Below are 25,909 nucleotides of genomic sequence, written 5' to 3' on the forward strand. Positions count from 1 at the left end.
GGCCGTCGCCGAGGTCGTTCAGTTGAGGCTGTAGGGGGCGAGGAGCCCGGTGACGGGTTTGGGGGGCGGTGGGGCGTATTCATGGCGTTTGCCGGTGCGCAGGCCGAGCCCGACGAGCCCTTCGGCGAGCTTGACCGCCGCCCCGACCCCCTCCACGACGGGCACCGACAATCCCTCGGCCAGGTCGTCGGCGAGGTCGGCCATGCCCGCGCATCCGAGCACGAGGACGTCGCTGCCGTCGCGGTCGAGGGCGGCGGCGCACGCGTCGAAGATCTGCCGGCGTGCGGGCGGGTGGTGCAGGTCGAGGACGGCGATGCCGGTGGCGTGGACCCCGGCGAGCGCGCGTGCGAATCCGTACTGTTCGGCGAGGTCGCGGGTGTGGGGTGCGGTGCGGGCGAGGGTGGTGACGACGCTGAACGTCCGGCCGAGCAGGGTCGCGGTGTGCATGGCGGCTTCGGCGATGCCCACGACGGGTCCGGCGGCGAGCTCGCGGGCGGCGTGCAGGCCGGGGTCGCCGAAGCAGGCGATGACGTACGCGTCGGCGTGGGGTGCGGCGGTGATCTCGGCGAGGACGCCGACGGCGGCCAGGGCGTCGTCGTAGTGGCTTTCGATGGAGGCGGGCCCGCTGGCCGGGGTGATCGCCTCGATACGGGTGTGCGGCCCCGCGACCGCCCGGGCGCGGCGGCCGATGGTCTCGGTCATGGCCCGGGCGGTGTTGGGGTTGATCACGTGCAGGCGGGTCATCGGGCCGTCTGGGGGGAGCGGCGTTCCAGGGCCAGCAGGGCGACGAACCCGAGCCCGCAGCCGATGAACCAGGAGTAGTCGGAGATCCAGGTGACGTCGATGGTGGTGATGTCGAGGTCGAGCAGGAGTTTGGGCACCAGCACCGCGGCGATCGCGGGAAGGCCCGCGGCGATCGTCGCGCCTATGGCGTTGGGGTTGTAGCCGCCCTTGAACCAGTACTTGCCTTGCGGGCTCATGGTGAACAGGGCGTCGACGTCGACCTGCTGGCGGTTGATGAGGTAGTACCCGGCGATGAGGACGCCGAACAGGGGTCCGATGAGCGCGCCGAGCAGGCCGAGGGTGTAGTGGATGGCGTCGGGGTTGCTGTACCAGTTCCAGGGGGTGAGCAGCACCGATCCGACGGCGGCGATCATGCCTCCGGTGCGCCAGCTGATGCGCTGGGGGCTGACGTTGGAGAAGTCGAACGCGGGCGAGATGAAGTTCGCGACGATGTTGATGCCGATGGTGGCGATGACGAAGGTCAGGCCGCCGAGCAGGATCGCGAACGCAGTGTCGATCCGCTGGACGGTGTGGATGGGGTCGGTGATGAGTTCGCCGAAGACCGGGACGGTGGCCGAGGCGGTGATGACGGTGAGCAGGGAGAAGAACAGGAAGTTGACGGGCAGGCCGAGCAGGTTGCCGCGTTTGACGGCGTCGAAGGACTTGCCGTAGCGGGAGAAGTCGCCGAAGTTCAGCATCGGCCCGCTGAAGTACGACACCACCAGGGCGATGGCCGACAGCATCGTGGAGATCGTCGCGGCGGTCGACAGGGGCTCGCCGGACGACAGGTCGAAGCTGATGTTCGACCAGCCGGCCTTGGACACCAGGTAGACCGCCAGAACGACCATGACGACGTAGACGGCGGGCCCGGCCCAGTCGATGAACCGGCGGATGGCCTCCATGCCCTTCCAGAACACCGCGGCCTGGGCGACCCACAGGATGGCGTAGGCGATGTAGCCGAGGGGGGTGAGGCCGAGGAACGTCGATTCCTGCAGGGAGGCGGTGGAGGGCCAGAACTTGAGGAAGATGATGATGAGGGACTGGGAGGCCAGGTAGGTCTGGACGCCGTACCAGGCGATGGCGATGAGGCCGCGAATGACGGCGGGCACGTTCGCGCCGAGCACCCCGAACACCGCGCGGTTGATGACGGGGTAGGGCACGCCGGTGACCTGGCTGGGCTTGGCGACGAGGTTGGTGAAGATCTGGACGATGACGATGCCGGCGACGAGCGCGACGAGGACCTGCCAGGAGGCCAGGCCGAGGGCGAACAGGCTGCCTGCGGTGACGTAGCCGCCGACGCTGTGCACGTCCGACATCCAGAACGCGAAGATGTTGTAGGACGACCATGACTGCTTTTCCAGCGGTGCGAGGTCCTCGTTGGTGAGGCGGGGGTCGTAGTCGGCGCGGACGTGTCCTGAGCCGACGGGCATGCCGGCGGCTTCGACGAGGTCCTGCGGGTGTTCGGGCACGGTGGTGGGTTCGGGCATCACGGCTCCCTGGGGGGTATCGTGCGTCTCGGGAGACTTCGTGTTAAGCGTCCACTTAACACAATTCGTGAAGTTATGCCTTCACACCCGCCCGGCAATTTCCAGCGCGTAACACTTGCGTGAATGAGGCCCGCCCATGACCTCCGACCTTGACGCCCTCACCAGTGAGCTCCTGGGCGCGCGCCTGCGCGAGCTGCGCGAGGGCACGGGCCGGTCCCTGCGGTCGCTGGCCAAGGACCTCGGCATCTCCCCCAGCGCCGTCTCCCAGATCGAACGCGGCGTCCTGCGCCCCTCGGTCAGCCGCCTGCTGGCCTATGTGACGGCGCTGGGGGTGCCGTTGTCGGCGGTGTTCGACGCCGGGGCGGCCAAGGAACGCGAGGAGCACGCGTTCGCCGTCCGCCGCTCCTTCGAGGTCGCGCCGATCGAACTCGGCGGCGGGGTGCTGTTCCGCCGCCTGTCGCCGGTGCCGACCCGGGGCCTTGAGTTCTTCGAATCGCTCTACCCGCCCGGCGCGGCCGCCGACGGCCACGGCCGCCTCCTGCGCCACGAGGGCTATGAGGTCGGGACCGTCACCGAGGGCGAGCTGACCATCGACTTCGACGACGACGTCGTCACCCTGGCCGCCGGGGACTCCATCACCTACCCGTGCGACCGGCCCCACCTCATCGCCAACCGGTCGGCCACCGCCCGCGCCGTTGCGACCTGGCTCATCGTCCACCCCTGACCGCCGCCGGTTTGGCGGCGTGTTGGGCGGTCCGTTCCGCTCCCGTAACGCTCGGCGGGGTATGCGCGCCTGTGGGAGATGTCGGCGCGAGAAGGGGGACGGCCATGGGCAGCGGCGGACACGACGGCGGGGGCGCGCGGTGAGGGCCGGGCACGCGCCGGGCCGGATCTCGGCGGGCGCCTACGTCCTGCACTCCGGGCTCGGCAAGTGGAGCGGCGACGACCAGCAGGCCGCCGGCATCCACGGCATGGCCGCGGGCGCCTACCCCTTCCTCGGCAAGATCCCGCCGCGCAGGTTCCTGCGGGCGGTCGCGGCGGCGGAGATCGCGACGGGCGCGGCGCTGCTGATCCCGTTCGTGCCCGCCCTGGTCGGCGGGACGGCGCTGACGGGATTCGCGGGCGGCCTGCTCGGCATGTACTGGCGCACCCCCGGCATGCACAAGCCGGGCAGCATCTGGCCGACGCAGGAGGGCATGGCCGTCAGCAAGGACGTGTGGCTGCTCGGGATCGCCCTCGGCCTCGTCATCGACGGCCTCGCCGACTGCCGGAACCGCCGCTGAGATACGCTCCGGGACCGGAGGCGTTCCCTGTCACATCGCCGGTGCGTCGTCCAGGCGTAAGTTCACCGACGAAAGGGGACCCCGATGCGTTACCTGATGCTGTCCGAAGGCGGCGACGCACCCGACGAGAAGCTGTTCGCCGAGATGGGCGCGTTCATCGAGGAGATGACGGCCAAGGGCGTCCTGCTCGCCACCGGGGGCCTTGCCCCCGACCCGACCGTCGTCACCTCCACCGGCCGGGAGGTCACCGTCACCGACGGGCCGTTCGCCGAGTCCAAGGAGGCCGCCGCCGGGTTCGCGCTGGTCGAGGTCGCCTCGCGGGAGGAGGCGCTGGAGCTCGCGCGCAGGTTCCGCGCGATCGTCGGGGACGGCCGCAGCGTCGTCCACCAGGTCTACTGACGGCCGTGGGCGGCGGGGTCCGCGCCCGGCTCGACGCGGTGTGGAAGCTGGAGTCCGCGACGATCGTCGCCGCCGCGGCGGCGGTCGCCGGGGACGTCGGCACCGGCGAGGACTGCGCCCAAGAAGCGCTGCTGGCCGCGCTCGACACCTGGCCGGACACCGGCGTCCCCGACAATCCGGGCGCGTGGCTGACGACCGTCGCCAAACGCCGCGCCCTCGACCACCTGCGACGGCTCCGCCGCGCCCGTCCCGACGGCGACGCCGTCGACCGGGCGGGCGCGGCCGTCGCGGGCCCGGGGGAGGGCGCGGGCGATGAGGTGCTGCGGCTGATGCTCGTCACCTGCCATCCGGTGCTGCCCGCGCGCGAACGCGTCGCGCTGACGCTCCGGCTGGTCGCCGGCCTGTCGGCCGCCGAGATCGCCCGCGCGCTGCTCACCGCCGAGACCGAGATCGTCCGCCGGATCGCCGCGGCGCGCGCCGCGCTGGCCCGCGCCGGCGTCGCGTTCGACCGACCGGAGGGCGCGGAGTTCACCGAACGCCTCGGCTCGGTCCTCGGCGTGGTCTACCTGGTGTTCAACGAGGGCTACTCCGCGACGTCGGGCGGCCGGGTCCTGCGGCCCGAGCTGGTGCGCGAGGCGCTGCGGCTCGGCCGCACCCTCGCCGCCCTCGCGCCCGACGAAAGCGAGGTCCACGGCCTCGTCGCACTGATGGAGCTGCAAGCCTCCCGCTCACCGGCCAGGATCGGCCCGGACGGCGCGCCGGTGCCGCTGCACGAGCAGGTCAGGGGCCGGTGGGACCCGCTGCTGATCCGGCGCGGCTTCACCGCGATGCTGCGCGCCCGCGACCTGGGCGGCCCGCCCGGCCCCTACCTGGTGCAGGCCGCGATCGCCGCCTGCCACGCCCGCGCGGCCAGCGACGCCGACACCGACTGGCCCGCGATCGCCGCCCTGTACGCCGTCCTCGACGCCCTCACCCCGTCGCCGGTCGTGCGGCTGAACCGCGCGGCGGCGCTCGGCCGCGCCGAAGGCCCCGAGGCGGGCCTCGCCCTCCTCGCGCCGCTCACGGCCGACCCTTCGCTGCGCGACTACCACCTGCTGCCCGCGGTACAGGCCGACCTGTTGGAGCGCGCGGGCCGCCCCGCCGACGCCCGCATCCACTACGAGCGGGCGGCGGCGCTCACCGCCAACGACGCCGAGCGCGGTTTTCTGCTGCGCCGCGCCGACGCCGTCGCCGCGCCCGGTCCGTCGCGGGGCAGGTCGCTGGGTGAGGCGGGCGCGGCGTTCCTCGCCGGGCGCTCCGGCGCGACGGCCCGCTCCTACGCCCAGACGCTGGCGCGGCTGTGCCGCGCGCTGGGCGACTCGCTGCCTTTGGCCGACGCCGACGCCTCGGCGGTGGCGGGCGCGGTGGTGACGGCGTGGGGGTCGGCGTCGCCGCGCACCTGGAACCGGCATGTCTCGACGGTCCGCTCGTTCGCGGCGTGGGCGGGCCGTCCCGACCTCGGCGACGGCCTCGCCCTGCGCCCCGTCGCCCGCGCCCGTGCGGCTCCGCTGCCTGCGCAGGAGGTGGCGCGTCTGTGGTCCCTGCCGGGGGTGGGGGTGCGCGAGGTCGTCCTGTGGCGGGTGCTGCATGAGTCGGCCGCGCCGATCGGCGTGGTCCTGGATCTGAACGTGGAGGACCTCGACCTGGCCTCCCGGCGGGCGGGGGCCGTCACGTGGTCGGCGACGACGGCGGATCTGCTGTCGGGGCTGGTCGCGGGCCGCACGCGGGGTCCGGTGTTCCTGACCGACCGCCGCCCCGCCCCTTCCCGCGCGCCGGCCTCGCCGCGTGACGTGTGCCCCGAGACCGGCCGGGTCCGGCTGTCGTATGAGCGGGCGGAGTACCTGTTCAAGTCCGCGACCCGCCGCCTGTCCCCGTCCGGCCTCACGCTCGGCAGGCTCCGCGACCCGTCCGGCCCCGTGCCCGGCGCGAAATAGGATCGCGGTGTGAGCGGATCTGTCAGCCCCGGGCGCGCCCCCGTCGTGCGGCCTGACGCGCAGGCGGCGTTCCGGCTGGCGCGGCGGACCTTCATGGCCGGGCAGCGGGTCGACATGCGCCGCCTGGCCGACGAGCTGGGCGTGGACCGCTCGACGCTGTTCCGGTGGGTCGGCAACCGGGACCAGCTGCTGGTGCGCATCCTTACGTCGTTGGCCGATCCGTCGATCAGGGCGGCGGCCGAGCAGGCGTCCGGGACGGGCGGCGCGCGGATCGCCCGGATCGCGGGGATCTACGCCCAGGCGCTGATCGACGCGCCGTACTACCGGGTGTTCCTGCGGCGGGAGGCCGAGCGGGCGTTGCGGTTGATCACGACGAAGGCGAGCCCGCTCCAGCAGCATGTGGTGGGGGCGTTCGCGGAGCTGATCCGGCAGGAGGCCGACCGCGGCGACCTTGAGCCGCCGATGGCCGTGGACGACCTCGCCTACCTGCTGGTCCGGATCGTCGAGTCGTTCATCTACGCCGACTCCATCACCGGTGACGAGCCCGACGCGGCCAAGGCCGAGGCCGCGATCGGGGCGCTGCTGGGCTGCCGTCCGGCTAGGTGAGGGCCTGGTAGATGGCGGTGAGGTAGGCGGCGGAGCGGTCGGAGCCGATGATGCCGGGCGCCATCCGGTTCATCACGTAGGCGATCGTGAGGCGGCGCGCCGGGTCGGTGATGATCATCGACCCGCCCCAGCCGCCCCAGAACGCGATGCGCTCGTCCGGCAGGTAGGGCAGGGTGGCGGGCTCGGGCAGGCCGAAGCCGATGCCCCAGCGCAGCGGGACGCCCAGGACGAGGTCGACGCCGCGCGCCTGCTCCTGGAAGATCAGGTCGATCGTCGCCGGGCTGAGGAGCGCGACGCCGTTGGCGGTGCCGCCGCGCGCGATCGGCGACAGGATACGGGCGAGGCCGCGGGCGCTGGCGTGGCCGTTGAGCGCGCCGAGGTCGGCGGCCCGCCAGTCGGCGTCGTTGGCGCGGGCGGCGTCCAGGACCGGGCCGGTGAACGTCTTGACCACGGGCAGGTCGGGGTCGAGCGACCCGAGGTCGACGGGCAGGGGCGGCGGCGGGATGATCTCGGCGACGCGACCCGCGTCCTGCGGAAGCGCGCCGATCTGGAAGTCCGCGCCGAGCGGTCCGGCGATCTCCTCGCGGACGAACTGCTTGAGCGGCACTCCGGTGACACGGCGGACGACCTCGCCGACGAGGTGGCCCTGGGCTGCCGCGTGGTAGCCCGACGCGGTGCCGGGCTCCCACCACGGCTTCTGGGCGGCGAGCCTGCCTGTGGCGTGCGCCCAGTCGAACATGTCCTCCAGCGCGAACGGCCGCTCCCAGCCCGCGACGCCCGAGGTGTGCGCCATGAGGTGCCTGACCTCGATGTGCTCCTTGCCGCCCGCGGCGAACTCCGGCCAGTAGTCGGCGACCGGCGCGAACACGTCGAGCAGGCCGCGCTCGACAAGGACGAGCGCGGCCAGCGAGGTGACGGACTTGGTGGACGACCACACGTTGACGAGGGTGTCGGCCTGCCACGGCCGGGTGCGGGCGGCGTCGGCGTGCCCGCCCCACAGGTCCACGACGGTCTCGCCGTCGACGTCGACCGCGATCGCGGCCCCGACCTCGTCGCCGGCGAGGTGTTCGGCGAACACCTCGCGCAGCTCGGCGAAGCGGGGGTCGTGTGTTCCTTGCACGTCTTCGGGCATGGGGGGTCCTTTCCGGTGGCCTCGGCCGCGAGGTCTGCAACGTATAGCGGAATGTTGCAGGCGGTCAATGAACACCGCGCGGACTTGTGCGGCCGCACTCCCACCCGCGCGCCTCAGGCGGTGGCGAAGTCCGGCAGGTCGTCGGAGATGAGGAACTCCGCGCCGCCCTCCAGGGACTTGGCGATCTCGGCGGCGCGCGGCAGCATCGTCGCCTCATAGGCGCGCACGGCGGCCGCGACCGTCGGCTCGGCGGCCAGGGCCAGGGCGAGGTCGGCGGCGTCGCGCATCGCGAGGTTGACGCCGACGCCCAGCGGCGGCATCAGGTGGGCGGCGTCGCCGAGCAGCGTGACGGTCGGCCGGTGCTGCCACAGGTGCGGGACGGGCAGCGCGTGAATCGGCCGGTTGACGTACGGGCCGTCGTTGTCGGTGATGATCCGGCGAAAGCGCGGGGACCAGGCGGCGTAGGCGTCGAGGAGACGGGCGCGCAGGGCGTCGGTGTCCTGTCCGGCGGTCCAGTCGGCGGGGGTGCGTTGGATGAGGTAGACGCGCACCCGGTCGCCGCCGTTGCGCTGGGCGAACATGCCGCGCTGCCCGTCGGCCGCGGCGGCGCTGCCCTCGCCGACGAGATCGGCCAGGTCGGGGTGCCGCGCGGTGACGTCGCTGAACCACGCCTCCAGGAAGCTGATGCCGCTGTAGTGGGGGACGGCGGCCGAGACTGCGGGGCGGACGCGGGAGAACGCGCCGTCCGCGCCGATGACCAGGTCGGTCTCGACGCTCGTGCCGTCGGCGAACCGCAGCGTCCTGGGCCCGTCGGCGGGTCCGGCGACCTCGGTGAGCGCCTTGCCCCACACGACGGTCCCTTGCGGCAGTGAGCGCAGCAGCAGGGCGCGCAGGTCGCCGCGGTCGATCTCCGGTTTGAAGCGCTCGCCTTCTTCGGGGACGTGGTGGAACAGCAACTGGCCGGATGTGTCGTATTGGCGCATCTCCTGTCCTTCGGGCCGTGACGCCCGCGCGAAGTCCTCGAGCAGACCGGCCTCGCGCAGGGCGGCCTGGCCGTGGTCGGCGTTGAGGTCGAGGCTGCCGCCCTGGTCGCGGGCGTCGGGCCTCGCGTCGCGGTCGTAGACGGTGGCGTGGATGCCGTGGCGGTGCAGGACGCGGGCGCAGGTCAGGCCCGCGGGCCCGGCGCCGATGATGCTGATCCTCGCGGGAGCTCTCATGGTCGTTCCTTCAGTTCGGGGGCGGACGGCTCCACCCCGACGACCGGAGAGTAAGTTAATTAGTTAAACGAGTCAACTTTTAGAGCGGATTAAGGTTTGGTAGCGTGGGGGCATGACCGAGCAGACCGTCGGCCGCCGCGCACGCAAGAAGGCGGCCACCCGACAGGCGATCGCCGACGCGGCCCTGCGCCTGTTCCTCGAGCGCGGCTACGACCAGGTGAGCGTCCGCGACGTCGCCGACGCCGCCGACGTCTCACCCCCCACCCTGTTCAAGCACTTCCCCGGCAAAGAAGCACTCGTCTTCGACGAGGAACGCGACAGGGAAGCCGAACTCGTCGCCGTCGTCCGCGACCGCCAGACCGGCCAGAGCGTCCTCGACGCGCTACGCGACTACGTCCTGCGGACCTGGCCGCCGCTGGAGGACCACCCCCTGCGCGCCGACTTCAACCGCCTGGTCGACACCACCCCCGCCCTGCGCGCCTACGCCGAACGCATGTGGACCCGCCACGCCGACGCCCTCGGCGCGGCCATCGCCGCCGCACACGGCGCACCACCCGACGACCTCACCGCACGGGCCCTCGCCCGGTTCGTCCTCGACATCCCCGCCCTCGCACGCGGCGAGACCGACCGGCCCGCCGCCGTCGCCGCGATCTTCGACATCCTCACCCGAGGCTGGCGGCCACCCAGCTGACCTACTCCAGGCCGCCCACCCGCTCGGCCGCCAACGCCTCCGCGCCCACGCCCGCGCGCGACGGCTCGAGCGTGATCAGCACATGCTTCATCAACGGCTGATCACTCTGCGAGCTGTAATCGTCCGCCGCGCACAGCACGTTCAACTCCGGCATGTACCCGACGGCACTGCCGCGCGGCAGGTCATAAGGCAGCGCCGTATAACCGTGGACGGTACGACGGGTCCCGTCACGCGCGATCGAGGTGATGTCGACCAGCGCATGCGGCGCGAGGTCCCGCTCGGCCATGTCGGCACGGTTCAAGAAAAGCACGGTCCGCAGGTTCGCCAACCCCCGATACCTGTCGTTGTCGGTGTAGATCGTGGTGTTCCACTGGTCGTGCGAGCGGACCGTCGCCAGCACCAGATGACCGGGCGGCGGAACCGCCGGCGTGAGGGGAGCGGCGTGGAACTCCGCACGCCCGCTCGGCGTACGCCACACCCGCTCACGCGCGGGCTGCGCGAGCCGGAAACCGTGCGGGCGGCGCACCCGCCGGTTGAAGTCCTCGAACCCGTACAGCACATGCGACATCGTGTCGCGGATGCGGTCGTAGTCGTCGGCGTAGGTCTCCCACGGCGTCGCGCTGCCCGGCAGCGTCGCCCGCGCCATCCCCGCGATGATCGCCGGCTCCGACAACAACCGGTCGGAGGCGGGCTCGCGCCTGCCGACCGAGAAGTGGACCATGCTCATCGAGTCCTCGACCGTCACCCCCTGCGGCCCCGACGGCCGCACATCACGCTCGGTACGGCCCAGACACGGCAGGATCAACGCGGCCCGCCCGTGCTCGAGATGGCTGCGGTTCAGCTTCGTGCTCACCTGCACCGTCAGCTCAAGCCCCCGCAGCGACTCCGCCGTCCGGACCGTGTCGGGAACCGCGAGCGCGAAGTTCCCGCCGAGCGCCACGAACACCCGCAGATCACCCGCACGCATAGCTCTGAGCGTCCCGACGACGTCAAGACCCGGCCCGCGCGGCGGCGTGATCCCGCACACCTCACCGAGCCGATCCAGAAGATCGTCACCGGGATGATGGTCGATCCCGCACGTCCGGTTCCCCTGGACATTGCTGTGCCCCCGAATCGGACACGCCCCCGCCCCCTCCGTCCCGATGTTGCCGCGCAACAGCAGCACGTTCGCGATCTCCCGGATCGTGTCGACCCCGTGCTCCTGCTGCGTCACACCAAGACACCACGCGATGATCGTCCGCCGCGACCTCCGGTACACCCGCGCCGCCGCCCGGATCACCGCCTCCGGCACCCCCGACTCCTCCACCAGCAACGACCACGGCGTCGCCGCCACCAAAGACCGGTAAGCCGCCAGCCCGTCGGTGTGCCTGGCAAGGAACTCGGTGTCCAACGCCGCAGGATCACTCTCGGCCATCTCCAGCAGCGCCTTGGCCATCCCCCGCAACAGCGCCTGATCCCCCGCGATCCTCGGCTGGATCGACATCGTCCCCGTCGGCGTCGCGTGCAACGTGCCCATCGCCACGAACTCGTGCGGCACGATCGTCCGCCGCGACGCCGCCTCCACCATCGGGTTCACGTGCACGATCTGCGCGCCACGCCGGTACGCCTTGGCCAACGCCGTCAGCATCCGCGGCGCGTTCGACGCCGCGTTCGAGCCGATCAGGAAGATCGCGTCGGCCTTGTCGAAGTCATCCAGGTCGACCGTGCCCTTGTTCGTGCCGATCGACGCCGTCAACGCCTTCCCGCTCGCCTCATGGCACATGTTCGAACAATCCGGCAGATTGTTCGTCCCGAACTCCCGCACCCACAGCTGATACAGGAACGACGCCTCGTTCGACAGCCGCCCCGAGGTGTAGAACGCCGCCTGCCGCGGCGAATCCAGCCCCCGCAACGCCTCCCCGACCATCGCGAACGCCGCGTCCCACCCCACCGGCAGATACCGGTCACTCGCCGGGTCGTAGGCCAGCGGCTCGGTGAGCCGCCCCGCCGCCTCAAGCGCGTGGTCGCTCCACGTCCGCAGCTCCGCGACGGTGTGCGCGGCGAAGAAATCCGGCCCCGCCCGGTGGTGCGTCATCTCCCACGTGGCGTGCTTCACCCCGTTCTCACAGATGTCCAGCCGCAGCCCGTGCTGGTCGTCGGGCCAGGCGCACCCGGGACAGTCGAACCCGCCGTCCTCATGGTTCATCTTCAAGATCGCACCCGTCCCCGCCAGGGGCTCGCGGGTGCGCGCCAGGACCTCGCCGACGGCACGCGCCGCACCCCACCCCGCCGTCGGATGGGTGTCGGGACGGAACGTGAACCCCCCGCCCCGTCCCGGCCCGCGCCCGGGGTTGCGCTCCCCGGGCGTGCCGATCCCGAACTCGTCGCGCGCCTCCGGCGCGTCCCGCTCGCTCATACGGGATTCCCTCGCCGCCGCGCGGGCGCGCTACGCCCCCCGCACCGCCAAGATTCCCGCAAATCCGGCGCCTACAGGAAAGCCTCGGCCAGCGTCCACAGCGCCAATCCCGCCATGCACACGCCGCCGATCCGCTGCACCACCTGCAACGGCACACGCTTGGCGATGAACCTGCCCGCCAGCAACGCAAGCGCCGACACCGTCATCAACGCCGCCGCCGACCCGACCGCCGTGGCCGCCACCCCGTTCGTCGCCGCGAGATTCGCCGTCGTGATCTGCGTCAGATCACCCCACTCACTGATGAACACCGCCATGAACGCCGTCGTGTACACCGGCCAGAAACCCTTGACGATCCCGCCGCCCGCCGCGTCGGCCTCATCATCCGCGCCCCCGCGCAACAACAGGAACGCGCCGAACGCGAACAACGACGCCGACACCAGCTTCACCAGCAGGTCCGGCAGCAACCCCAGCAGACTGCCCGCCCCCACCGCGATCGCCACATGCACGATGAACGCGCTCGACGTCCCGAACCACACATACAGGGGCCGCATCCGCGTACCCATCGCCAAGGACGCGAACATCGTCTTGTCGGGGAGCTCAGCCAGGAAGATCAGCCCGAAAGCGGTGAGAACCGCCACGAGATCGAAGGACATGCGCCGTCTTTCCGCAGGTACCGGACCTGACGGAATGCTCCCCGGGAGGACGGCACACCTCGGCCCGGCACAACGAGCAGCACCCACCGGGCGGCGGGCGCCGTTGTACCTTGCCGAAGGTCTCGTCCACCATCCGAGGATGGCCCGATGGCCGGGCCACAAAAGCGGCCAGTATGTCGACACACCGGTATCGCGGGACTACTCCCCTTCGCGACCACCAGTGTAAAGCACCATCAGCCCAGCACGGACCCGCTTACCGACGAGATATGCATCATGCATAGGATGGCGCGGTCCGCGCGAACCCCCCACCCGTGGAGCCACCTTGAGCGAGCCCACCCCCGCCGCGACGCGACCCCGCGCCATCGTCGCCGTCCTGGCCGGCGCGGGCATCACCGTCTCGCTCATGCAGACGCTGATCGTGCCGATCCTCCCCGACCTCCCCCGCATCCTGCACACCAGCGCCGCCAACGCCTCATGGGCCATCACCGCCACCCTCCTCGCCGGAGCCGTCGCCACCCCCGTCGCAGGCCGCCTCGGCGACCTCTACGGCAAACGCCGCATCCTCCTCGCCTGCACCTTCCTGCTCACCGCGGGCTCCCTCGTCTGCGCCATCGGCGCATCCCTGTGGCCCGTCGTCATCGGCCGCACCCTCCAAGGACTCGGCCTCCCCGTCATCGGCCTCGGCATCTCCGTCATGCGCGACGTCCTGCCACCCGAGCGCCTCGGCACCTCCATGGCCCTCATGAGCAGCTCCCTGGGCGTCGGCGGCGCACTCGGCCTCCCCATCGCCTCGGTCATCGCCGAACACACCGGCTGGCAGGCCCTCTTCTGGATCTCCGCCGGCGCAGGCGCCCTCATCACCGCCCTCATCGCCCTCTGCGTCCCCGAATCCCCCCTACGCGCCGGCGGCAGATTCGACGTCATCGGCGCGCTCGGCCTCGCCGCCGGACTCCTCCCCCTCCTCCTCGCCATCTCCAAAGGCGGCGACTGGGGCTGGACCGACCCCCTCACCCTCACCCTGTTCGCCTTCTCCCTCACCGCCCTCACCATCTGGGGATGGTGGGAACTACGCGTCCCCTCCCCCGTCGTCGACCTCCGCGCCACCGCACGCCGCCAGGTCCTCGTCACCAACCTCGCCTCCATCCTCATCGGCTTCACCATGTACGCCATGTCCCTCGTCACCCCCCAACTCCTCCAACTACCCCCCGCCACCGGCTACGGCCTCGGCCTGTCCATGACCGAAGCGGGCCTGTGGATGGCCCCCGGCGGCCTCGGCATGATGGCCGTCTCACCCTTCGCCGCACGCCTGTCACGCACCTACGGCGCACGCACCTCCCTCCTGGTCGGCGCGCTGGTCATCTGCGGCGGCTACCTCCTGGCCCTGCCCCTCATGGCCTGGCCCTGGGGCGTCGTCATCTTCTCCCTCGTCATCAGCGTCGGCGTCGGCTTCGCCTTCGCCGCCATGCCCGCCCTCATCATGGCCGCCGTCCCCCTCTCCGAGACCGCCGCCGCCAACGGCCTCAACTCCCTCGCCCGCTCCCTGGGCACCTCCACCTGCTCAGCCGTCGTCGGCGTCGTCCTCGCCCACATGACCGTCCAGGTCGGCGACCTCACCGTCCCCTCCGCACAGGGCCTGCGCACCGTCCTGGTGATGGCGGCCGCCATGGCCGCGGCCGCCGCCCTCACCGTCCTGGCCATCCCCCGACGACCCCACCCCACGACCGAACCCGCCGCCCCCGCCGTCGTCACCGCCGAAAAACAGCGCTAATCAGACACCGTGCTCCGCGCCTGATACGCCAACTCCGCATAACCCGGCGTCCGCAACATCCACGCCGCGATGAACGGACACGTCGGCAACACCTTCAACCCCCTCGCCCGCGCGTCATCCAGCACCGCACGCGCCAACGCCGACCCCACACCCTTCCCCTCGTACTCCCTGTGCACGACCGTGTGCGGATAGACGACGAGCGACGGGCCGCGCATGTACTCGGCGAACCCCGCGAGCACCCCGTCGAGATGAGCCTCGAACCGCTCACGTTCGGGCACATCGGTGATGACGACCTCGGGCACGGGCAACTCCATTCCCTGGAAAAACGGGCGAACCGGACTGATCACCGCCATCCTGCCCGCTCCCGCGCCACCACGCACACCCGACGCGGCCCCACCACACCCACCGGCGTCCTTCCGGCCCGCGCACCCCACCCCCACCGGTAAGATCACTGACGCTCCGTGATCGAACAGAAAGAAAGACCCACTTGCGCTCCCTGCGGCTCCCGGCCGGAATCGCCCTGGCCCTCGCCGCCACCGCCACCGCCACCCTCATCGCACTCCCCGACGCCACAACCCCCACCCCGACCACCCCCACACCCACCCCCACCGCACAATCCACCACACACCCCCGCCCCACACCCACCCCCACCATCGCAGCCGGACGCCGCCAACCCCTCCCACGCACCATCCCCCGCCACGCCGACGGCGCCTACCGCACCGCCCCCGGCACCGACCCCTCCCCACGACGCACCGGCACCACCATCCGCTACCTCGTCGAAGTCGAACACGGCCTGCCCTACACCCCCGCCGAATTCGCCACCGCCGTCCACACCATCCTCAACGACCCACGCGGCTGGCCCCACCGCTTCATCCGCGTCGCCCACGGCCCCGCCGACCTGCGCGTCTCCCTCACCAGCCCCAAAGAAACCCGCCAACGCTGCCTCCCCCTCGACGTCGGCCTCACCCTGTCCTGCTTCCAAGCCGGCCGCGCCGTCATCAACGCCGACCGCTGGAACACCGGCGCACCCTCCTACGGCCGCGACATCGCCACCTACCGCGAATACCTCATCAACCACGAAGTCGGACACGGCCTGGGCCACGGACACACCACATGCCCCGGCCCAGACCGCCCCGCACCCGTCATGGTCCAACAGACCAAATCCCTGTTCGGCTGCCGCCCCAACCCCTGGCCGCACCCCCGCCGCGCCGACCGGTGACTACCCCCGGACCATCTCCGCGGCAAGCCACGCCAACGCCATCACCGGACCGTTCAGATTGCCCGCCACCATCGTCGGCAACACCGAACAGTCCACCACCCGCACCCCCGGCACCCCCCGAAGCCGCAACCTGCCGTCCACCACCGCCTCCTCACCCCGACCCATCGCACACGTCCCCACCGCGTGATACCCGCAGTACCCACGGTCCAACGACGCCTCAACGATCTCCTCCGTCGACCGCACCTCAGCCCCCGGCGACGTCTCAAAAGCGATCCGCGACGCGATCGGCTCCGCCTCGAACAACGCACGCATCCGCCGGAACACCCCCGCACCCGTCTCCCGATCCCGCGCGTCACCGAAATAGTTCGGATCCACCAGCAACGGCCCATCCGGATCCGACCCCGTGATCGCCACCCGACCCGTCGCCTCAGGCCGCAACACCACACCCACACAACTCAACCCCGGCTCACGCTCCACCGACACCTTCTCACCCTGCTCGAACGTCCGCGGCGACATCGGACCCAACAACAACTGCCCATCCGGCCGCTCCAACGACTCCCGCGACTTCACGAACGCCACGACGTCATACGCCGGCGTCGCCAACGGCCCACGCCGCGTCGCCAGATACCGCACCCCCGTCACCGCCTGACGCCACACCGACGACAGATGCCGGTTGTAGCCCACGTCATCACGCAGCCGGTACTTCGCCACAAGACACCGATGCTCCCGCAACCCCGCACCCACCAGCTCACGCTCCACCCGCACCTCGACCCCCGCCTCCTTCAACACCGCGGCAGGACCCACCCCCGACTGCTGCAACAGCCGCGGCGTGTTCAAACTCCCCAACGACAACACCACCTCACGCCGCGCCCGCACCTCACGCACCACACCCCGCCGATCCCGCACCTCCACCCCCACCGCACGCTCACCCTCGAACACCAACCGCGTCGCCGTCTGACCCGTCACCACCTTCAAGTTCGGCCGCCCCAACGCCGGCCGCAAAAACGCCCGCGCCGCACTCACCCGCCGCCCCCGGTGAATCGTCGCCACCGTGTACCCGATCCGCTCATCATCGGCGTCATTAGGGTCCTCGGTCACCCGCAACCCCACCGCCGCCCCCGCCGCGATCATCTCCTCACACAACGGCTCAGGCCCCGCAGGACCACCCACCTTCAGCGGACCACCCGCACCCCGCACCTCCGACGCCCCCAACGCGTGATCCTCCATCGCCCGGAACGCCCCCAAAATCGCCTCCCACCCGAACTCCCCATCCCCGAACCCCGCCAACGCATCCCAATCCGCCCGCTGCCCCCGGTTGTACACCATCCCGTTGATCGCGCTCGAACCCCCCAGCACCCGACCCCGCGGCCACACCTCACTCACCCCACGCGGACCGAACGGCGTCGTCGGATACAACCACGCGGCCTTCGGATCGGTCATCGCCACTCCGAACCCCTTCGGAATGTGGAACATCGGACTGCGATCCGACCCGCCCGCCTCCACCAGCAACACGCTCACCCTCGGGTCCTCCGACAGCCGCGCCGCCAGAACACACCCCGCCGAACCAGCACCCACCACCACAAAATCGAACATCAGGACACCCTTCCGCTCAGTGACGACACAGTCACGCTAGCGCAGAACACCACCCGCCACCCCCAAAACCCCACAACCTCCCCCCACCCAATCCCCCCGAACCATCACCCGACCACCACGGTCGGACAGACCATGAAACACCTCACCACCCAACTCCTCCGCTTCGCCTGGGCAGAAACCCAAGCCTGCGCCTTCGCCATCGCACTCTTCCTCGGCCTCGCCGCCCTCACCCTCACCACAACACCACTCCCACGCTACGACGCCCTCCTCCTCTACGCCCTCGCCATCACCGCACTCTTCTACACACTCGGCTGGGAAACCGCAGCCGAAATCCGCGTCATCGCCGGATTCCACCTCATCGGACTCCTCTTCGAAATCGTCAAAGTCAAACTCGGCTCATGGAGCTACCCAGAAGACGCCCTCACCAAAATCAACGGCGTCCCCCTCTACAGCGGCTTCCTCTACGCCGCCGTCGGCAGCTACGTCTGCCGCGCCTGGCGCATCCTCCACCTCCGCCTCACCCACTACCGCACCACCGCCACAGCCCTCGTCGCCGCCGCCATCTACACCAACTTCCTCACCCACCACTTCCTCCCCGACGCCCGCATCCTCCTCGCCCTCCTCCTCATCGCCGCCACCTGGAAGACCACAGTCCACTTCACCGTCGGCACCGCCCGCTACCACATGCCCCTAGCCCTCTCCTTCGTCCTCGTCGCCGCATGGCAGGCCCACCACGGCAACCTCACCGAACCCACCCCCAACACCCCACCCCGCACACCCGACAACACCGAAAGTAACATCAACACTACAGCACGTCCGCCGGGGGGAACGCCATGCAACTCGTCTTCATCGTCGCCATCGCCCTCATCGGCGCGGCACTCCACTGGGCCCGCAAACGCCGCCACACCACCTACGCCGGCGAAGCCGCCGACACCTTCCTCACCTGGTGGCTCGCCGTGGCCATCGGCGTCGGCGGCGTCATCGGCGCCTGCGCCCACCTCTTCGACGGACCCGCCACCGCGGAAATGATCGGCTACACCCGCGGCGACGGCGGCTTCCAGTTCGAAAACGCCATGGGCGACCTCGCCATCGGCGTCGCAGGCATCCTCTGCATCTGGTTCCGCGGCAACTTCTGGCTCGCCGTCATCATCGTCATGTCCATCCAGTACCTCGGCGACGCCGGCGGCCACCTCTACTACTGGCTCGCCCAGGACAACACCAAACCCGGCAACATCGGCCCCCCGCTCTACCTCGACATCATCGAACCCCTCGTCGCCTGGGCCCTCTACCTCACCTCACGCGCACGCGGGGGAGACGCGCTCCAACCACGCCACCCCCACGCACGCGCCTGACCCGTACGCCTGCCGCGACCTAAGCCTGCCGCGACGCCAACTCCACAACCGTCACATCCGAAGGAGCACCCACCCGCGTCGGCGGACCCCACGCACCCGCACCACGCGTCACATACAACTGCGTGTCCCCGAACCGCTCCAACCCCGCCACCGTCGGATTCGCCAACCCCGCCACAAGGTTCATCGGCCACAACTGACCACCGTGCGTGTGCCCCGACAACTGCAGATCCACCCCGTGCTCCACCGCCTCATGCACGAACACCGGCTGATGCGCCATCAACACCGACGCCCGCGACGCCGCACGCCCCGCCAGCGCCGCCGCCAGATCCGGACCCGCCCCGTACCCCTCGCCGACCACGTCGTTCACCCCCGCCAGGTCGAAGCCCGGCAGCTCCACCCGCTCGTTCGCCAGCAACCGCAAACCGAGCCCTTGCACATGCTCCACCCACGCGTCGGCGTCCGAGAAGTACTCATGATTACCCGTCACGAAGAACGCCCCATGACGCGCCCGCAACCCCCCGATCGGCTCCACCGCCGACCCCAACTCCTCGACCGTCCCGTCCACAAGATCGCCCACCACCGCGATCAGATCGGGCTGCGTCGCGTTCACCGTCGCCACCACCCGCTCGGCGAACCCGCGCCCCAGGATCGGCCCCAGGTGCACGTCGCTCACCACCGCGATCCGGAACCCGTGCGCCGACCTCGGCAACTTCGCCAACGGCACGGTCACCCGCCGCACCGACGGCCCGCGCAACACCCCGTACGTCCCGTACCCGACGGTCCCGGCCGCCGCCACCGCCGCCGCACCGCCCACGAGCCGCGCGACGAACACCCGCCGCGACTCCTGCCCGCCCGACGCCTCCACGGCCGCCTCAGCCGCACCCACGCCGACCTCCGCACCCGGCGCGTCATCGGGCGCGTCATCCGGCACCGTCACGGGCAGCTCCACCGGAGCCTCGACGACGGCGTCACCGTCCCGCGCGCGGTCCCGACGCCCCAGCCACCACCGCAGCACGGGCCGCACCGCCTCCCCGACGAGCACGCCGAGCAGCAGGTACAGCGCCAGCGCCACCCACAGGTACCCGGGCCACGCGATGATCTGCACAAGCCAGAACGGCAACCCAGTCCGCGCCCCGATGAACGCCGTCAGCATCAGCACAGGCCCGGCCGCGAACAGCACGGTGCCAAGACGCCGCCACACCGTCCCCGGCGACGTCGTCTCCCGCACGACGCGCACCCACACATACCTGTGCAGCCCGGCGAACACCCCGAGCACCACGATCCCGACGACAACGGCGATGACGATTCCCACGGCGGCGTCCCTCCCGACGATCAAGCCAACGGCTCACAGAAGACCGAACACCGCCCGATTCCCCCAAGCCCCACCCAGTATCCCGCACCCCAAACCCCCCGCGACCCCCACTCACCGCAACCCACCCGTCACTCCCCCTTCCGTTTTACCCGATGATGAGCCTTTAGTCCTTACAGCTTCACCGCTTTCTTGGGTCCCGTCCCAGCCCCCGCCTTTACACAGTAAGGTAACCACCGACGCCAGCCATCCCCAGGCACCAGCAGCCGAGCGGGGGAAGGAGGTCGCCGAACTCGCCGCAGGACTGCCGAGCCCACGGGCGACCGCGCACGTGCCCGTCCTTGTGCCGCTAGATCAGTTGTTTGAGGTTGGGGGTGGGGGGTCGAGGGTGAGGAGGTCGGCGGGTTGGCAGTTGAGGGCGTCGCAGATGCGGGTGAGGGTGGTGAAGCGGATGGCGCGGGCGCGGTCGTTCTTGAGGATGGAGAGGTTGACGGGGGTGATGCCGACGCGGTGGGCGAGTTCGGCGAGGGTCATGCCGCGCTCGGCCAGGAGGCGGTCAAGGTGGACGCGGACGCGGTGTTCGGGCTCGTCGGGCATCAGACGGTTCCCCTCAGGTCCTCGTGCATGCGCGCGCCGACGCGCATGAGGCGGGCGATCGTCAGGAGGCCGAGGCCGGTCAGCGCCTCGGTCGGGGAGAACGAGAGGACGCCTCCCAGGAGGATGAAGACGGGGCCGTGGTGGAAGTCGGTGCCGGGCATCGTGAAGGTGTTCTGGAGGGCGAGGGTCGCCGCGTCGCCGACGGCACTGCCGAGGTAGCCGCCGACGATCAGGGTCCAGCCGATCGTGCGCAGCCGTGCCGCGACGTCCGGGGCGAACGGGCCCCGCGTCGCGGCGGCGCGCACAAGCCGGTAGAACAGGAAGAAGATCACGAGATACACCAGCGCGGACGGCAAGGACGCGAGGCCGCTCAGCGCGCGCTGCTCCACCGAGGGCGTGAAGTCGCACATGCGCAGGCCCGTCACCAGCAGCTCCGAGCCCGGCTTGACCGTCATCTCCCGCAGCGTCGCCCAGTACGACGCGAGGGCCTCCTCGTACTCCCCTCCGGCGACCCGCACCTCGGGCTCGACGCACAGGACGGCCTTGTCGACCCCGCCGAAACTGAAGTTCTCGGAGAACACCGCGGCGACGAGGCCGACGAGCCAGACGGCGACGAGGCCGCCGAAGATGAGGCGGATCACGAGGGAGAAGGGCTGCAGGGGGTCGCGGGACTGGGACAAGGGGGGGTCCTGCCATATCGAAAGACGATGGGGGTAGCGATATTCGATACCAACGACTTTCGATATGTCAAGATCATGTGCGTGACGCGGCCACCCGGGGGTCGTCACTCGTCGGAGGGGTGGTCTTCTTTACGGGTGGGCGGTTGGGACGGGACTTGAACAGCCAGTCGGTGGGGGGTTCAAGGAGCCGGTGGAAGATGAGCTGGGTGGGGCGGCTGCACAGAATCGCGCCGAGGGCGAAGCACAGGAGGATCACCAGGATCGTCCACAGGTCGCCCTCGGGGACCAGGTCGAACCAGCCGACGGCAAGGGCGAACATGACGATTCCGTAGTGCAGCACGTACATGTACAGGGAGCGGGTCCCGAGCCGGGAGATGACGCCCGAGCGCTCGGAGATCAGCGACAGAACGGCCGCGCCCACCACGATCGTCCCGAAGATCACCGCGAGCCGCACCCCCATGCCGAGCGGCTCGGAGAAGCCCGACCCCTCATAGGAGCGCTTCCACACGTCCCTGAGGAACCCCGGCACCTTGAACTCCCCCACCAGGAACCACAGGACGACGAACTCGACGGCGAGGACCCCCACGCCGCCCACCGCACAGTCCGCTGACGCAGCATCGCGAAATGCTCGCGCTTCACCAAAAGCCCCAGCACGAAGAACGGCAGCATCGACAGGACCCTGCTGAAGACGCCCATCTCGGAAAGGCCCGCCACAAGCGAGACGAAGACCGCCACCGCGAACGGATGACGCACCTGCCACCAGATCGGCGCGCTCCCCCGCCACAGGAACATCGCGAAAAGGAACCACAGATGCGCGTACGGGGTCAGCGGCGTGTATTCGAGCGGAAGCCGCCCGAGGGAGAACTCAAAAACCTGGTAGAGCAGATCGAAGATCAGATACGCGAGCGCTATCTTCGCGACGAGCCGGCGCGCGCGTCCCGTCGAGCGCAGGAAACCCTGGCTGAAATACCCGACGAGGAACGCGAACACCGGCATCCGGAACGTCGCCCCCATCGCCTCGAGGACCTCGAAGTGATGGCTGAGCGGAATATGGGTCATGACATGGCCCACGAAGACAAGGCCGCCGATGATGAATTTCGCGTTGTCGAAGTACGCGTCACGGCTGGAAGGACGACTCACGACAAACTCCGCGTACCGATGGCTGCCCCCGGATGAATGCCCTATGCTCTCCGGCTCCGGAAGAGCATAGGGCATGACGATCGGCAGATCAGCTCGGCGCCGATCCCGGATCACCCATCACGCGAAATAGCTGAGTGATTTCACGGGAAGTGCGAAGAACGGCAACCACAAGTTCATCGCGAATTTCCCCTGGCTACTTGAACGAGCGCAGCCGCAGGCTGTTGGTCACGACGAAGACGCTGGAGAACGCCATCGCCGCGCCCGCGATCATCGGGTTCAGCAGCCCCGCCGCCGCCAGCGGCAGCGCCGCCACGTTGTAGGCGAACGCCCAGAACAGGTTGCCCTTGATCGTGCGGAGCGTCCGGCGCGACAGCCGCAGCGCGTCGGCGGCCGCGCGCAGGTCTCCGCGCACGAGGGTCAGGTCGGACGCCTCGATCGCCGCGTCCGTCCCGGTGCCCATCGCCAGCCCCAGATCGGCCTTGGCGAGCGCGGCCGCGTCGTTGACGCCGTCGCCGACCATCGCCACGACCCGGCCCTGCTCCTGCAGCCTGACGATCTCGGCGACCTTGTCCTGCGGCAGCACGTCGGCGATCACCCGCTCGATCCCCACCTCCGCCGCGACGGCCTTGGCCACCGCCTCGTTGTCACCCGTCAGCAGCACCGGCGTCAGCCCCAGCGCACGCAGCTCCGCGACGGCCCGCGCCGACGTCGGCTTGACGGTGTCGGCCACGACGAGCACGGCGCGCGCCGCCCCGTCCCAGCCGACCGCGACCGCCGTACGGCCGCCCGCCTGGGCCCGCTCAAGCGCGTCCTGCAGGTTCGCCGGAAGCCGCTGCGACCACTCCTGGAGCAGCCGGGGCCGCCCCACGAGCACCGCCCTGCCGTCCACGATCCCCTGGACGCCCAGGCCCTCGACGTTCGCGAAGTCCTCGGGCACGGGCAGCTCACCCACCCGCTCCTGCGCGCCCCGCGCGACGGCCCGCGCGATCGGGTGCTCCGACGCGTGCTCCAACGCGCCGGCCAGCCGCAGCACCTCGTCCTCGGACTCGCCGTCGGCCGGATGCACCTCGACCAGCGTCATCCTGCCCTCGGTGACGGTGCCCGTCTTGTCCAGCACGATCGTGTCCACCGCGCGCGTCGACTCCAGCACCTCGGGGCCCTTGATCAGAATCCCCAGCTGCGCGCCGCGTCCCGTGCCGACCAGCAGCGCCGTCGGCGTCGCGAGGCCCAGCGCGCACGGGCAGGCGATGATCAGCACCGCCACCGCAGCGGTGAACGCCGCTGTCGCGCCCGCGCCCGAACCCAGCCAGAACCCCAGCGTGCCCAGCGCCAACGCGATCACGATCGGCACGAAGACCCCGGAGATCCGGTCGGCCAGCCGCTGCACCTCGGCCTTGCCGGTCTGCGCCTCCTCCACCAGCCGCGCCATCTGCGCCAGCTGGGTGTCCGCGCCGACCCTGATCGCCCGCACGACGAGCCGGCCGCCCGCGTTCACCGTCGCGCCGGTCACCGCGTCACCGGGACCGACCTCCACCGGCACCGACTCACCCGTCAGCATCGACGCGTCAACCGCCGACGAGCCGTCCTCGACGACCCCGTCCGTCGCGATCTTCTCGCCCGGACGGACCACGAAGACGTCGCCGACCTTCAGCTGACCCGTCGGCACCCGCACCTCACGGCCGTCGCGCAGCACCGCCACGTCACGCGCGCCGAGCTCGAGCAGCGCCCGCAGCGCCGCGCCCGCCCGCCGCTTGGACCGCGCCTCGAAGTACCGGCCCGCCAGCAGGAACGCCGTGACGCCGGCCGCGGCCTCGAGGTAGATCATGCCCGCGCCGTCGCCACGGCTGATCGTGAACTCGAACGGGTGCGTCATGCCCGGCTCACCGGCCGTTCCGAGGAACAGCGCCCACAGCGACCACCCGAACGCCGCGAGCGTCCCCAGGGACACCAGGGTGTCCATGGTCGCCGCGCCGTGCCGCAGGTTCGTCCACGCCGCCCGGTGGAAGGGCCAGCCCGCATAGACGACGACGGGCGCGGCCAGCGTCAGCGAAAGCCACTGCCAGTAGGTGAACTGCAACGCGGGGACCATCGCCAGCACGATCACCGGGACGCTCAGCACCACCGCCGTGATCAGCCGCTGCCGCAGCGGACGCGTCTCGTCCACGGGCTCGACGGCCTCGGCCTCCTCACGCGGCGGCTCAGGAAGCGCCGCGGTGTACCCGGCCTTCTCCACAGTCTCGATCAACGTCCGCGGGTCGAGCTCCGCAGGGAAGGCCACCTTCGCCTTCTCCGTCGCGTAGTTCACCGTCGCGGTGACGCCGTCGAGCTTGTTGAGCTTGCGCTCGATCCGGTTCGCGCACGACGCGCACGTCATGCCGCCGATCAGCAGCTCGACCGAGCCTCCGGGAGGCGCGTCGGTCAGGGGGGACATCAGCTCTCCTTTCCGCACGTCCGCGCGGTCAGTGGGTGTGGTCGCCATGGCCGCCGTGCCCGTCGGACACCGAAGGTACCGGCGACGGCGAGACCGTAGCCTGGCCGGTCACCAAGGTGAACGCCGCAGTACGGACCACACCGTCGATCTTGACGTCGAGGAACAGCCGGTAGGCGCCCGCGCTCGGCGCGGAGACCGCGAACGCGACCTCCGGCGAGTCCGAGACGCCCGCGCCCGCCTCCTCGGCCGGGTGCACGTGCAGGTAGGCCAGATCACCCGCCCGCAGCGCCACAAGATGGCCGTAAGCGCCGAGGTACGGCTCAAGACCCGCGACGGGCCTGCCGTCCTTGCGCACCGCGAACGTCACGGTGCTCGACGACCCGGCCGCGACATTCCCCCGCATCTCCACGGTATAGCCGTCCGCCTCGGCCTTCGCCGACGGCTCCGGCAGCGCCGCCGGACGGTACTCCCCCGGGACGGCGAGATCAGCGCCCAGCGTCAGACCCTGGCCGCCCTCGGGGGTGAAGTCGGCGAACACCCGGTGGCTGCCCGCCGAAGGCAGATCCACCGTCGTGCTCCAGACGCCCGCGCCGTCACGCGTCGGGTGCACGTGCCGGAACACCCGAAGGTCACGGTCGGCGACGATCAGGTGGAGCTCCTTGTCGTGGACTGTCTCATAGGCCGTCACGGGCTTGCCGGACGCGTCACGGATCGTGAAGCGCACCGGGGTCTCGCCGGCGGCCGCCGCCCTGGCCGTCTCAAGATCGAGGGTGTAGCCGCCCGAGGAGACCTGAAGCCCCCCGGGGGTATCGGCGGCGGCCCCGGACGGCCCGGACGCGCCATGGTGCGTCGCGGGCTCCTTCGCCGGACCGCCGTCGCCGACCAGGCCGCCGAGCCCGTAAGCCGCGACGAACACCGCGACGAGCCCCGCCGCGTAAACGCCGACCTTCGCCGGAGTCCTCATGACGGCTCCACCACCGCGTAACCCGCCTCGGCGACCGCCGCGCCGACCGCGGCGGCGTCCACCGGGCCGTCACCGGTGACGGTCAGCAGCCCGCGCGCGAGATCCACCTCGACCCCGGTCACCCCGGGCACCTCGGCGACCTCCTCGCGCACCGAACTCACGCAGTGCCCGCAGGTCATGCCCTTGACGGTGAAGGTCTCGGTCGTTGCCATGTCTGGATCTTCCTCTCAAACCGGT

The 25,909-nt window shown here is 70.9% G+C and carries 25 protein-coding genes and 1 pseudogene; 11 read left to right on the plus strand and 15 right to left on the minus strand.

The window, feature by feature from the left end; genetic code table 11:
• Window positions 1-18 precede the first annotated feature (18 nt).
• Complete coding sequence (locus tag R9X44_RS29650) at window positions 19-744, minus strand: aspartate/glutamate racemase family protein (RefSeq protein WP_319817627.1); 726 nt, start codon at window positions 742-744, stop codon at window positions 19-21.
• Complete coding sequence (locus R9X44_RS29655) at window positions 741-2,270, minus strand: NCS1 family nucleobase:cation symporter-1 (protein ID WP_319817628.1); 1,530 nt, start codon at window positions 2,268-2,270, stop codon at window positions 741-743. Before R9X44_RS29655 ends, R9X44_RS29650 begins: the two co-directional genes overlap by 4 nt.
• Before the next feature lie 136 nt (window positions 2,271-2,406).
• Here R9X44_RS29655 and R9X44_RS29660 point away from each other — a divergent pair, with 136 nt between their 5' ends.
• From R9X44_RS29660 to R9X44_RS29680, 5 genes are all read left to right on the plus strand, one after another.
• On the plus strand, window positions 2,407-2,994 hold the full coding sequence (locus R9X44_RS29660; protein WP_319817629.1) for a helix-turn-helix domain-containing protein: 588 nt from the start codon (window positions 2,407-2,409) through the stop codon (window positions 2,992-2,994).
• A 139-nt stretch (window positions 2,995-3,133) separates the two neighbouring features.
• Entirely contained in the window at window positions 3,134-3,553 is a 420-nt protein-coding gene (locus tag R9X44_RS29665; protein WP_319817630.1) for a hypothetical protein, read from the plus strand.
• Window positions 3,554-3,637: 84 nt separating this feature from the next.
• Window positions 3,638-3,952 (plus strand): YciI family protein, encoded by a 315-nt coding sequence (locus tag R9X44_RS29670; RefSeq protein ID WP_319817631.1) that lies wholly within the window; start codon window positions 3,638-3,640, stop codon window positions 3,950-3,952.
• 5 nt (window positions 3,953-3,957) lie between these two features.
• Entirely contained in the window at window positions 3,958-5,925 is a 1,968-nt protein-coding gene (locus R9X44_RS29675) for a sigma-70 family RNA polymerase sigma factor (protein ID WP_319817632.1), read from the plus strand.
• A gap of 9 nt (window positions 5,926-5,934) precedes the next feature.
• Window positions 5,935-6,531: a QsdR family transcriptional regulator gene (locus tag R9X44_RS29680; protein WP_319817633.1), complete on the plus strand. Its 597-nt coding sequence runs from the start codon at window positions 5,935-5,937 to the stop codon at window positions 6,529-6,531.
• Here R9X44_RS29680 and R9X44_RS29685 read toward each other — a convergent pair.
• Complete coding sequence (locus R9X44_RS29685) at window positions 6,524-7,663, minus strand: serine hydrolase domain-containing protein (RefSeq protein WP_319817634.1); 1,140 nt, start codon at window positions 7,661-7,663, stop codon at window positions 6,524-6,526. The two genes, R9X44_RS29680 and R9X44_RS29685, sit on opposite strands and share 8 nt — an antisense overlap.
• Before the next feature lie 113 nt (window positions 7,664-7,776).
• Window positions 7,777-8,880 (minus strand): NAD(P)/FAD-dependent oxidoreductase, encoded by a 1,104-nt coding sequence (locus R9X44_RS29690; RefSeq protein ID WP_319817635.1) that lies wholly within the window; start codon window positions 8,878-8,880, stop codon window positions 7,777-7,779.
• 112 nt (window positions 8,881-8,992) lie between these two features.
• On the opposite strand from R9X44_RS29690, the gene R9X44_RS29695 reads away from it, so the two are divergent.
• Window positions 8,993-9,571, plus strand: coding sequence for a helix-turn-helix domain-containing protein (locus R9X44_RS29695; RefSeq protein WP_319817636.1), 579 nt, complete (start codon window positions 8,993-8,995; stop codon window positions 9,569-9,571).
• A 1-nt stretch (window position 9,572) separates the two neighbouring features.
• On the opposite strand, the gene R9X44_RS29700 is transcribed toward R9X44_RS29695, so the two are convergent.
• On the minus strand, window positions 9,573-11,966 hold the full coding sequence (locus tag R9X44_RS29700) for an FdhF/YdeP family oxidoreductase (RefSeq protein WP_319817637.1): 2,394 nt from the start codon (window positions 11,964-11,966) through the stop codon (window positions 9,573-9,575).
• Between the two features lie 71 nt (window positions 11,967-12,037).
• Window positions 12,038-12,619 carry a TMEM165/GDT1 family protein gene (locus R9X44_RS29705; protein ID WP_319817638.1) on the minus strand — a complete coding sequence of 194 codons (582 nt, stop codon included), beginning with the start codon at window positions 12,617-12,619 and terminating at the stop codon, window positions 12,038-12,040.
• A 322-nt stretch (window positions 12,620-12,941) separates the two neighbouring features.
• Between R9X44_RS29705 and R9X44_RS29710 the strand changes: the two genes are divergently transcribed.
• Window positions 12,942-14,387 carry an MFS transporter gene (locus R9X44_RS29710; protein WP_319817639.1) on the plus strand — a complete coding sequence of 482 codons (1,446 nt, stop codon included), beginning with the start codon at window positions 12,942-12,944 and terminating at the stop codon, window positions 14,385-14,387.
• Here R9X44_RS29710 and R9X44_RS29715 read toward each other — a convergent pair.
• Complete coding sequence (locus R9X44_RS29715) at window positions 14,384-14,689, minus strand: GNAT family N-acetyltransferase (protein WP_319817640.1); 306 nt, start codon at window positions 14,687-14,689, stop codon at window positions 14,384-14,386. The two genes, R9X44_RS29710 and R9X44_RS29715, sit on opposite strands and share 4 nt — an antisense overlap.
• A gap of 185 nt (window positions 14,690-14,874) precedes the next feature.
• Here R9X44_RS29715 and R9X44_RS29720 point away from each other — a divergent pair, with 185 nt between their 5' ends.
• Window positions 14,875-15,606: a DUF3152 domain-containing protein gene (locus tag R9X44_RS29720; RefSeq protein ID WP_319817641.1), complete on the plus strand. Its 732-nt coding sequence runs from the start codon at window positions 14,875-14,877 to the stop codon at window positions 15,604-15,606.
• On the opposite strand, the gene R9X44_RS29725 is transcribed toward R9X44_RS29720, so the two are convergent.
• Window positions 15,607-17,199 carry a GMC family oxidoreductase gene (locus tag R9X44_RS29725; RefSeq protein WP_319817642.1) on the minus strand — a complete coding sequence of 531 codons (1,593 nt, stop codon included), beginning with the start codon at window positions 17,197-17,199 and terminating at the stop codon, window positions 15,607-15,609.
• A 132-nt stretch (window positions 17,200-17,331) separates the two neighbouring features.
• Between R9X44_RS29725 and R9X44_RS29730 the strand changes: the two are divergent.
• Both R9X44_RS29730 and R9X44_RS29735 read left to right on the plus strand, forming a co-directional pair.
• Window positions 17,332-17,859 (plus strand): annotated as a pseudogene (locus tag R9X44_RS29730) (DUF817 family protein); the annotation flags it as partial.
• A 173-nt stretch (window positions 17,860-18,032) separates the two neighbouring features.
• Window positions 18,033-18,551: a DUF6790 family protein gene (locus tag R9X44_RS29735; RefSeq protein WP_319817643.1), complete on the plus strand. Its 519-nt coding sequence runs from the start codon at window positions 18,033-18,035 to the stop codon at window positions 18,549-18,551.
• A 19-nt stretch (window positions 18,552-18,570) separates the two neighbouring features.
• Here the strand turns inward: R9X44_RS29735 and R9X44_RS29740 are convergent, their stop codons facing one another.
• The 4 genes from R9X44_RS29740 to R9X44_RS29755 all read right to left on the minus strand — a co-directional run bounded on the left by R9X44_RS29740 (window position 18,571) and on the right by R9X44_RS29755 (window position 21,732).
• A complete protein-coding gene (locus R9X44_RS29740) occupies window positions 18,571-19,863 on the minus strand; it encodes a metallophosphoesterase (protein WP_319817644.1) in 1,293 nt (430 codons plus the stop codon).
• A 351-nt stretch (window positions 19,864-20,214) separates the two neighbouring features.
• Complete coding sequence (locus R9X44_RS29745; RefSeq protein ID WP_319817645.1) at window positions 20,215-20,457, minus strand: helix-turn-helix transcriptional regulator; 243 nt, start codon at window positions 20,455-20,457, stop codon at window positions 20,215-20,217.
• Window positions 20,457-21,137: a DUF2975 domain-containing protein gene (locus R9X44_RS29750; RefSeq protein WP_319817646.1), complete on the minus strand. Its 681-nt coding sequence runs from the start codon at window positions 21,135-21,137 to the stop codon at window positions 20,457-20,459. The genes R9X44_RS29745 and R9X44_RS29750 overlap by 1 nt, the downstream gene beginning before the upstream one ends.
• Before the next feature lie 73 nt (window positions 21,138-21,210).
• Window positions 21,211-21,732, minus strand: coding sequence for a hypothetical protein (locus tag R9X44_RS29755; RefSeq protein ID WP_319817647.1), 522 nt, complete (start codon window positions 21,730-21,732; stop codon window positions 21,211-21,213).
• A gap of 29 nt (window positions 21,733-21,761) precedes the next feature.
• On the opposite strand from R9X44_RS29755, the gene R9X44_RS29760 reads away from it, so the two are divergent.
• Window positions 21,762-22,313 (plus strand): hypothetical protein, encoded by a 552-nt coding sequence (locus R9X44_RS29760; RefSeq protein WP_319817648.1) that lies wholly within the window; start codon window positions 21,762-21,764, stop codon window positions 22,311-22,313.
• A gap of 157 nt (window positions 22,314-22,470) precedes the next feature.
• Here R9X44_RS29760 and R9X44_RS29765 read toward each other — a convergent pair whose 3' ends face one another.
• The 3 genes from R9X44_RS29765 to R9X44_RS29775 are packed head-to-tail and all read right to left on the minus strand — an operon-like array spanning window position 22,471 to window position 25,884.
• Window positions 22,471-24,708, minus strand: a complete 2,238-nt coding sequence (locus R9X44_RS29765) for a heavy metal translocating P-type ATPase (RefSeq protein ID WP_319817649.1) — start codon at window positions 24,706-24,708, stop codon at window positions 22,471-22,473.
• 28 nt (window positions 24,709-24,736) lie between these two features.
• Window positions 24,737-25,672 (minus strand): hypothetical protein, encoded by a 936-nt coding sequence (locus R9X44_RS29770; RefSeq protein WP_319817650.1) that lies wholly within the window; start codon window positions 25,670-25,672, stop codon window positions 24,737-24,739.
• Window positions 25,669-25,884, minus strand: a complete 216-nt coding sequence (locus R9X44_RS29775) for a heavy-metal-associated domain-containing protein (protein ID WP_319817651.1) — start codon at window positions 25,882-25,884, stop codon at window positions 25,669-25,671. The genes R9X44_RS29770 and R9X44_RS29775 overlap by 4 nt, the downstream gene beginning before the upstream one ends.
• Window positions 25,885-25,909: the final 25 nt, after the last annotated feature.

It is taken from the genome of Actinocorallia sp. A-T 12471 (assembly GCF_033875155.1).
Lineage (GTDB): Bacteria > Actinomycetota > Actinomycetes > Streptosporangiales > Streptosporangiaceae > Actinocorallia.

Excerpts from the sequence above, each read along its gene's own strand:
- R9X44_RS29670 (WP_319817631.1), top strand. The coding sequence starts at position 3,638 with ATGCGTTACCTGATGCTGTCCGAAGGCGGCGACGCACCCGACGAGAAG.
- R9X44_RS29695 (WP_319817636.1), top strand. The coding sequence starts at position 8,993 with ATGACCGAGCAGACCGTCGGCCGCCGCGCACGCAAGAAGGCGGCCACC.
- R9X44_RS29650 (WP_319817627.1), bottom strand. The coding sequence starts at position 744 with ATGACCCGCCTGCACGTGATCAACCCCAACACCGCCCGGGCCATGACC.
- R9X44_RS29705 (WP_319817638.1), bottom strand. The coding sequence starts at position 12,619 with ATGTCCTTCGATCTCGTGGCGGTTCTCACCGCTTTCGGGCTGATCTTC.
- R9X44_RS29760 (WP_319817648.1), top strand. The coding sequence starts at position 21,762 with ATGCTCGCGCTTCACCAAAAGCCCCAGCACGAAGAACGGCAGCATCGA.
- R9X44_RS29660 (WP_319817629.1), top strand. The coding sequence starts at position 2,407 with ATGACCTCCGACCTTGACGCCCTCACCAGTGAGCTCCTGGGCGCGCGC.
- R9X44_RS29655 (WP_319817628.1), bottom strand. The coding sequence starts at position 2,270 with ATGCCCGAACCCACCACCGTGCCCGAACACCCGCAGGACCTCGTCGAA.
- R9X44_RS29700 (WP_319817637.1), bottom strand. The coding sequence starts at position 11,966 with ATGAGCGAGCGGGACGCGCCGGAGGCGCGCGACGAGTTCGGGATCGGC.
- R9X44_RS29735 (WP_319817643.1), top strand. The coding sequence starts at position 18,033 with ATGCAACTCGTCTTCATCGTCGCCATCGCCCTCATCGGCGCGGCACTC.
- R9X44_RS29685 (WP_319817634.1), bottom strand. The coding sequence starts at position 7,663 with ATGCCCGAAGACGTGCAAGGAACACACGACCCCCGCTTCGCCGAGCTG.
- R9X44_RS29690 (WP_319817635.1), bottom strand. The coding sequence starts at position 8,880 with ATGAGAGCTCCCGCGAGGATCAGCATCATCGGCGCCGGGCCCGCGGGC.
- R9X44_RS29725 (WP_319817642.1), bottom strand. The coding sequence starts at position 17,199 with ATGTTCGATTTTGTGGTGGTGGGTGCTGGTTCGGCGGGGTGTGTTCTG.
- R9X44_RS29775 (WP_319817651.1), bottom strand. The coding sequence starts at position 25,884 with ATGGCAACGACCGAGACCTTCACCGTCAAGGGCATGACCTGCGGGCAC.
- R9X44_RS29745 (WP_319817645.1), bottom strand. The coding sequence starts at position 20,457 with ATGCCCGACGAGCCCGAACACCGCGTCCGCGTCCACCTTGACCGCCTC.
- R9X44_RS29770 (WP_319817650.1), bottom strand. The coding sequence starts at position 25,672 with ATGAGGACTCCGGCGAAGGTCGGCGTTTACGCGGCGGGGCTCGTCGCG.
- R9X44_RS29765 (WP_319817649.1), bottom strand. The coding sequence starts at position 24,708 with ATGTCCCCCCTGACCGACGCGCCTCCCGGAGGCTCGGTCGAGCTGCTG.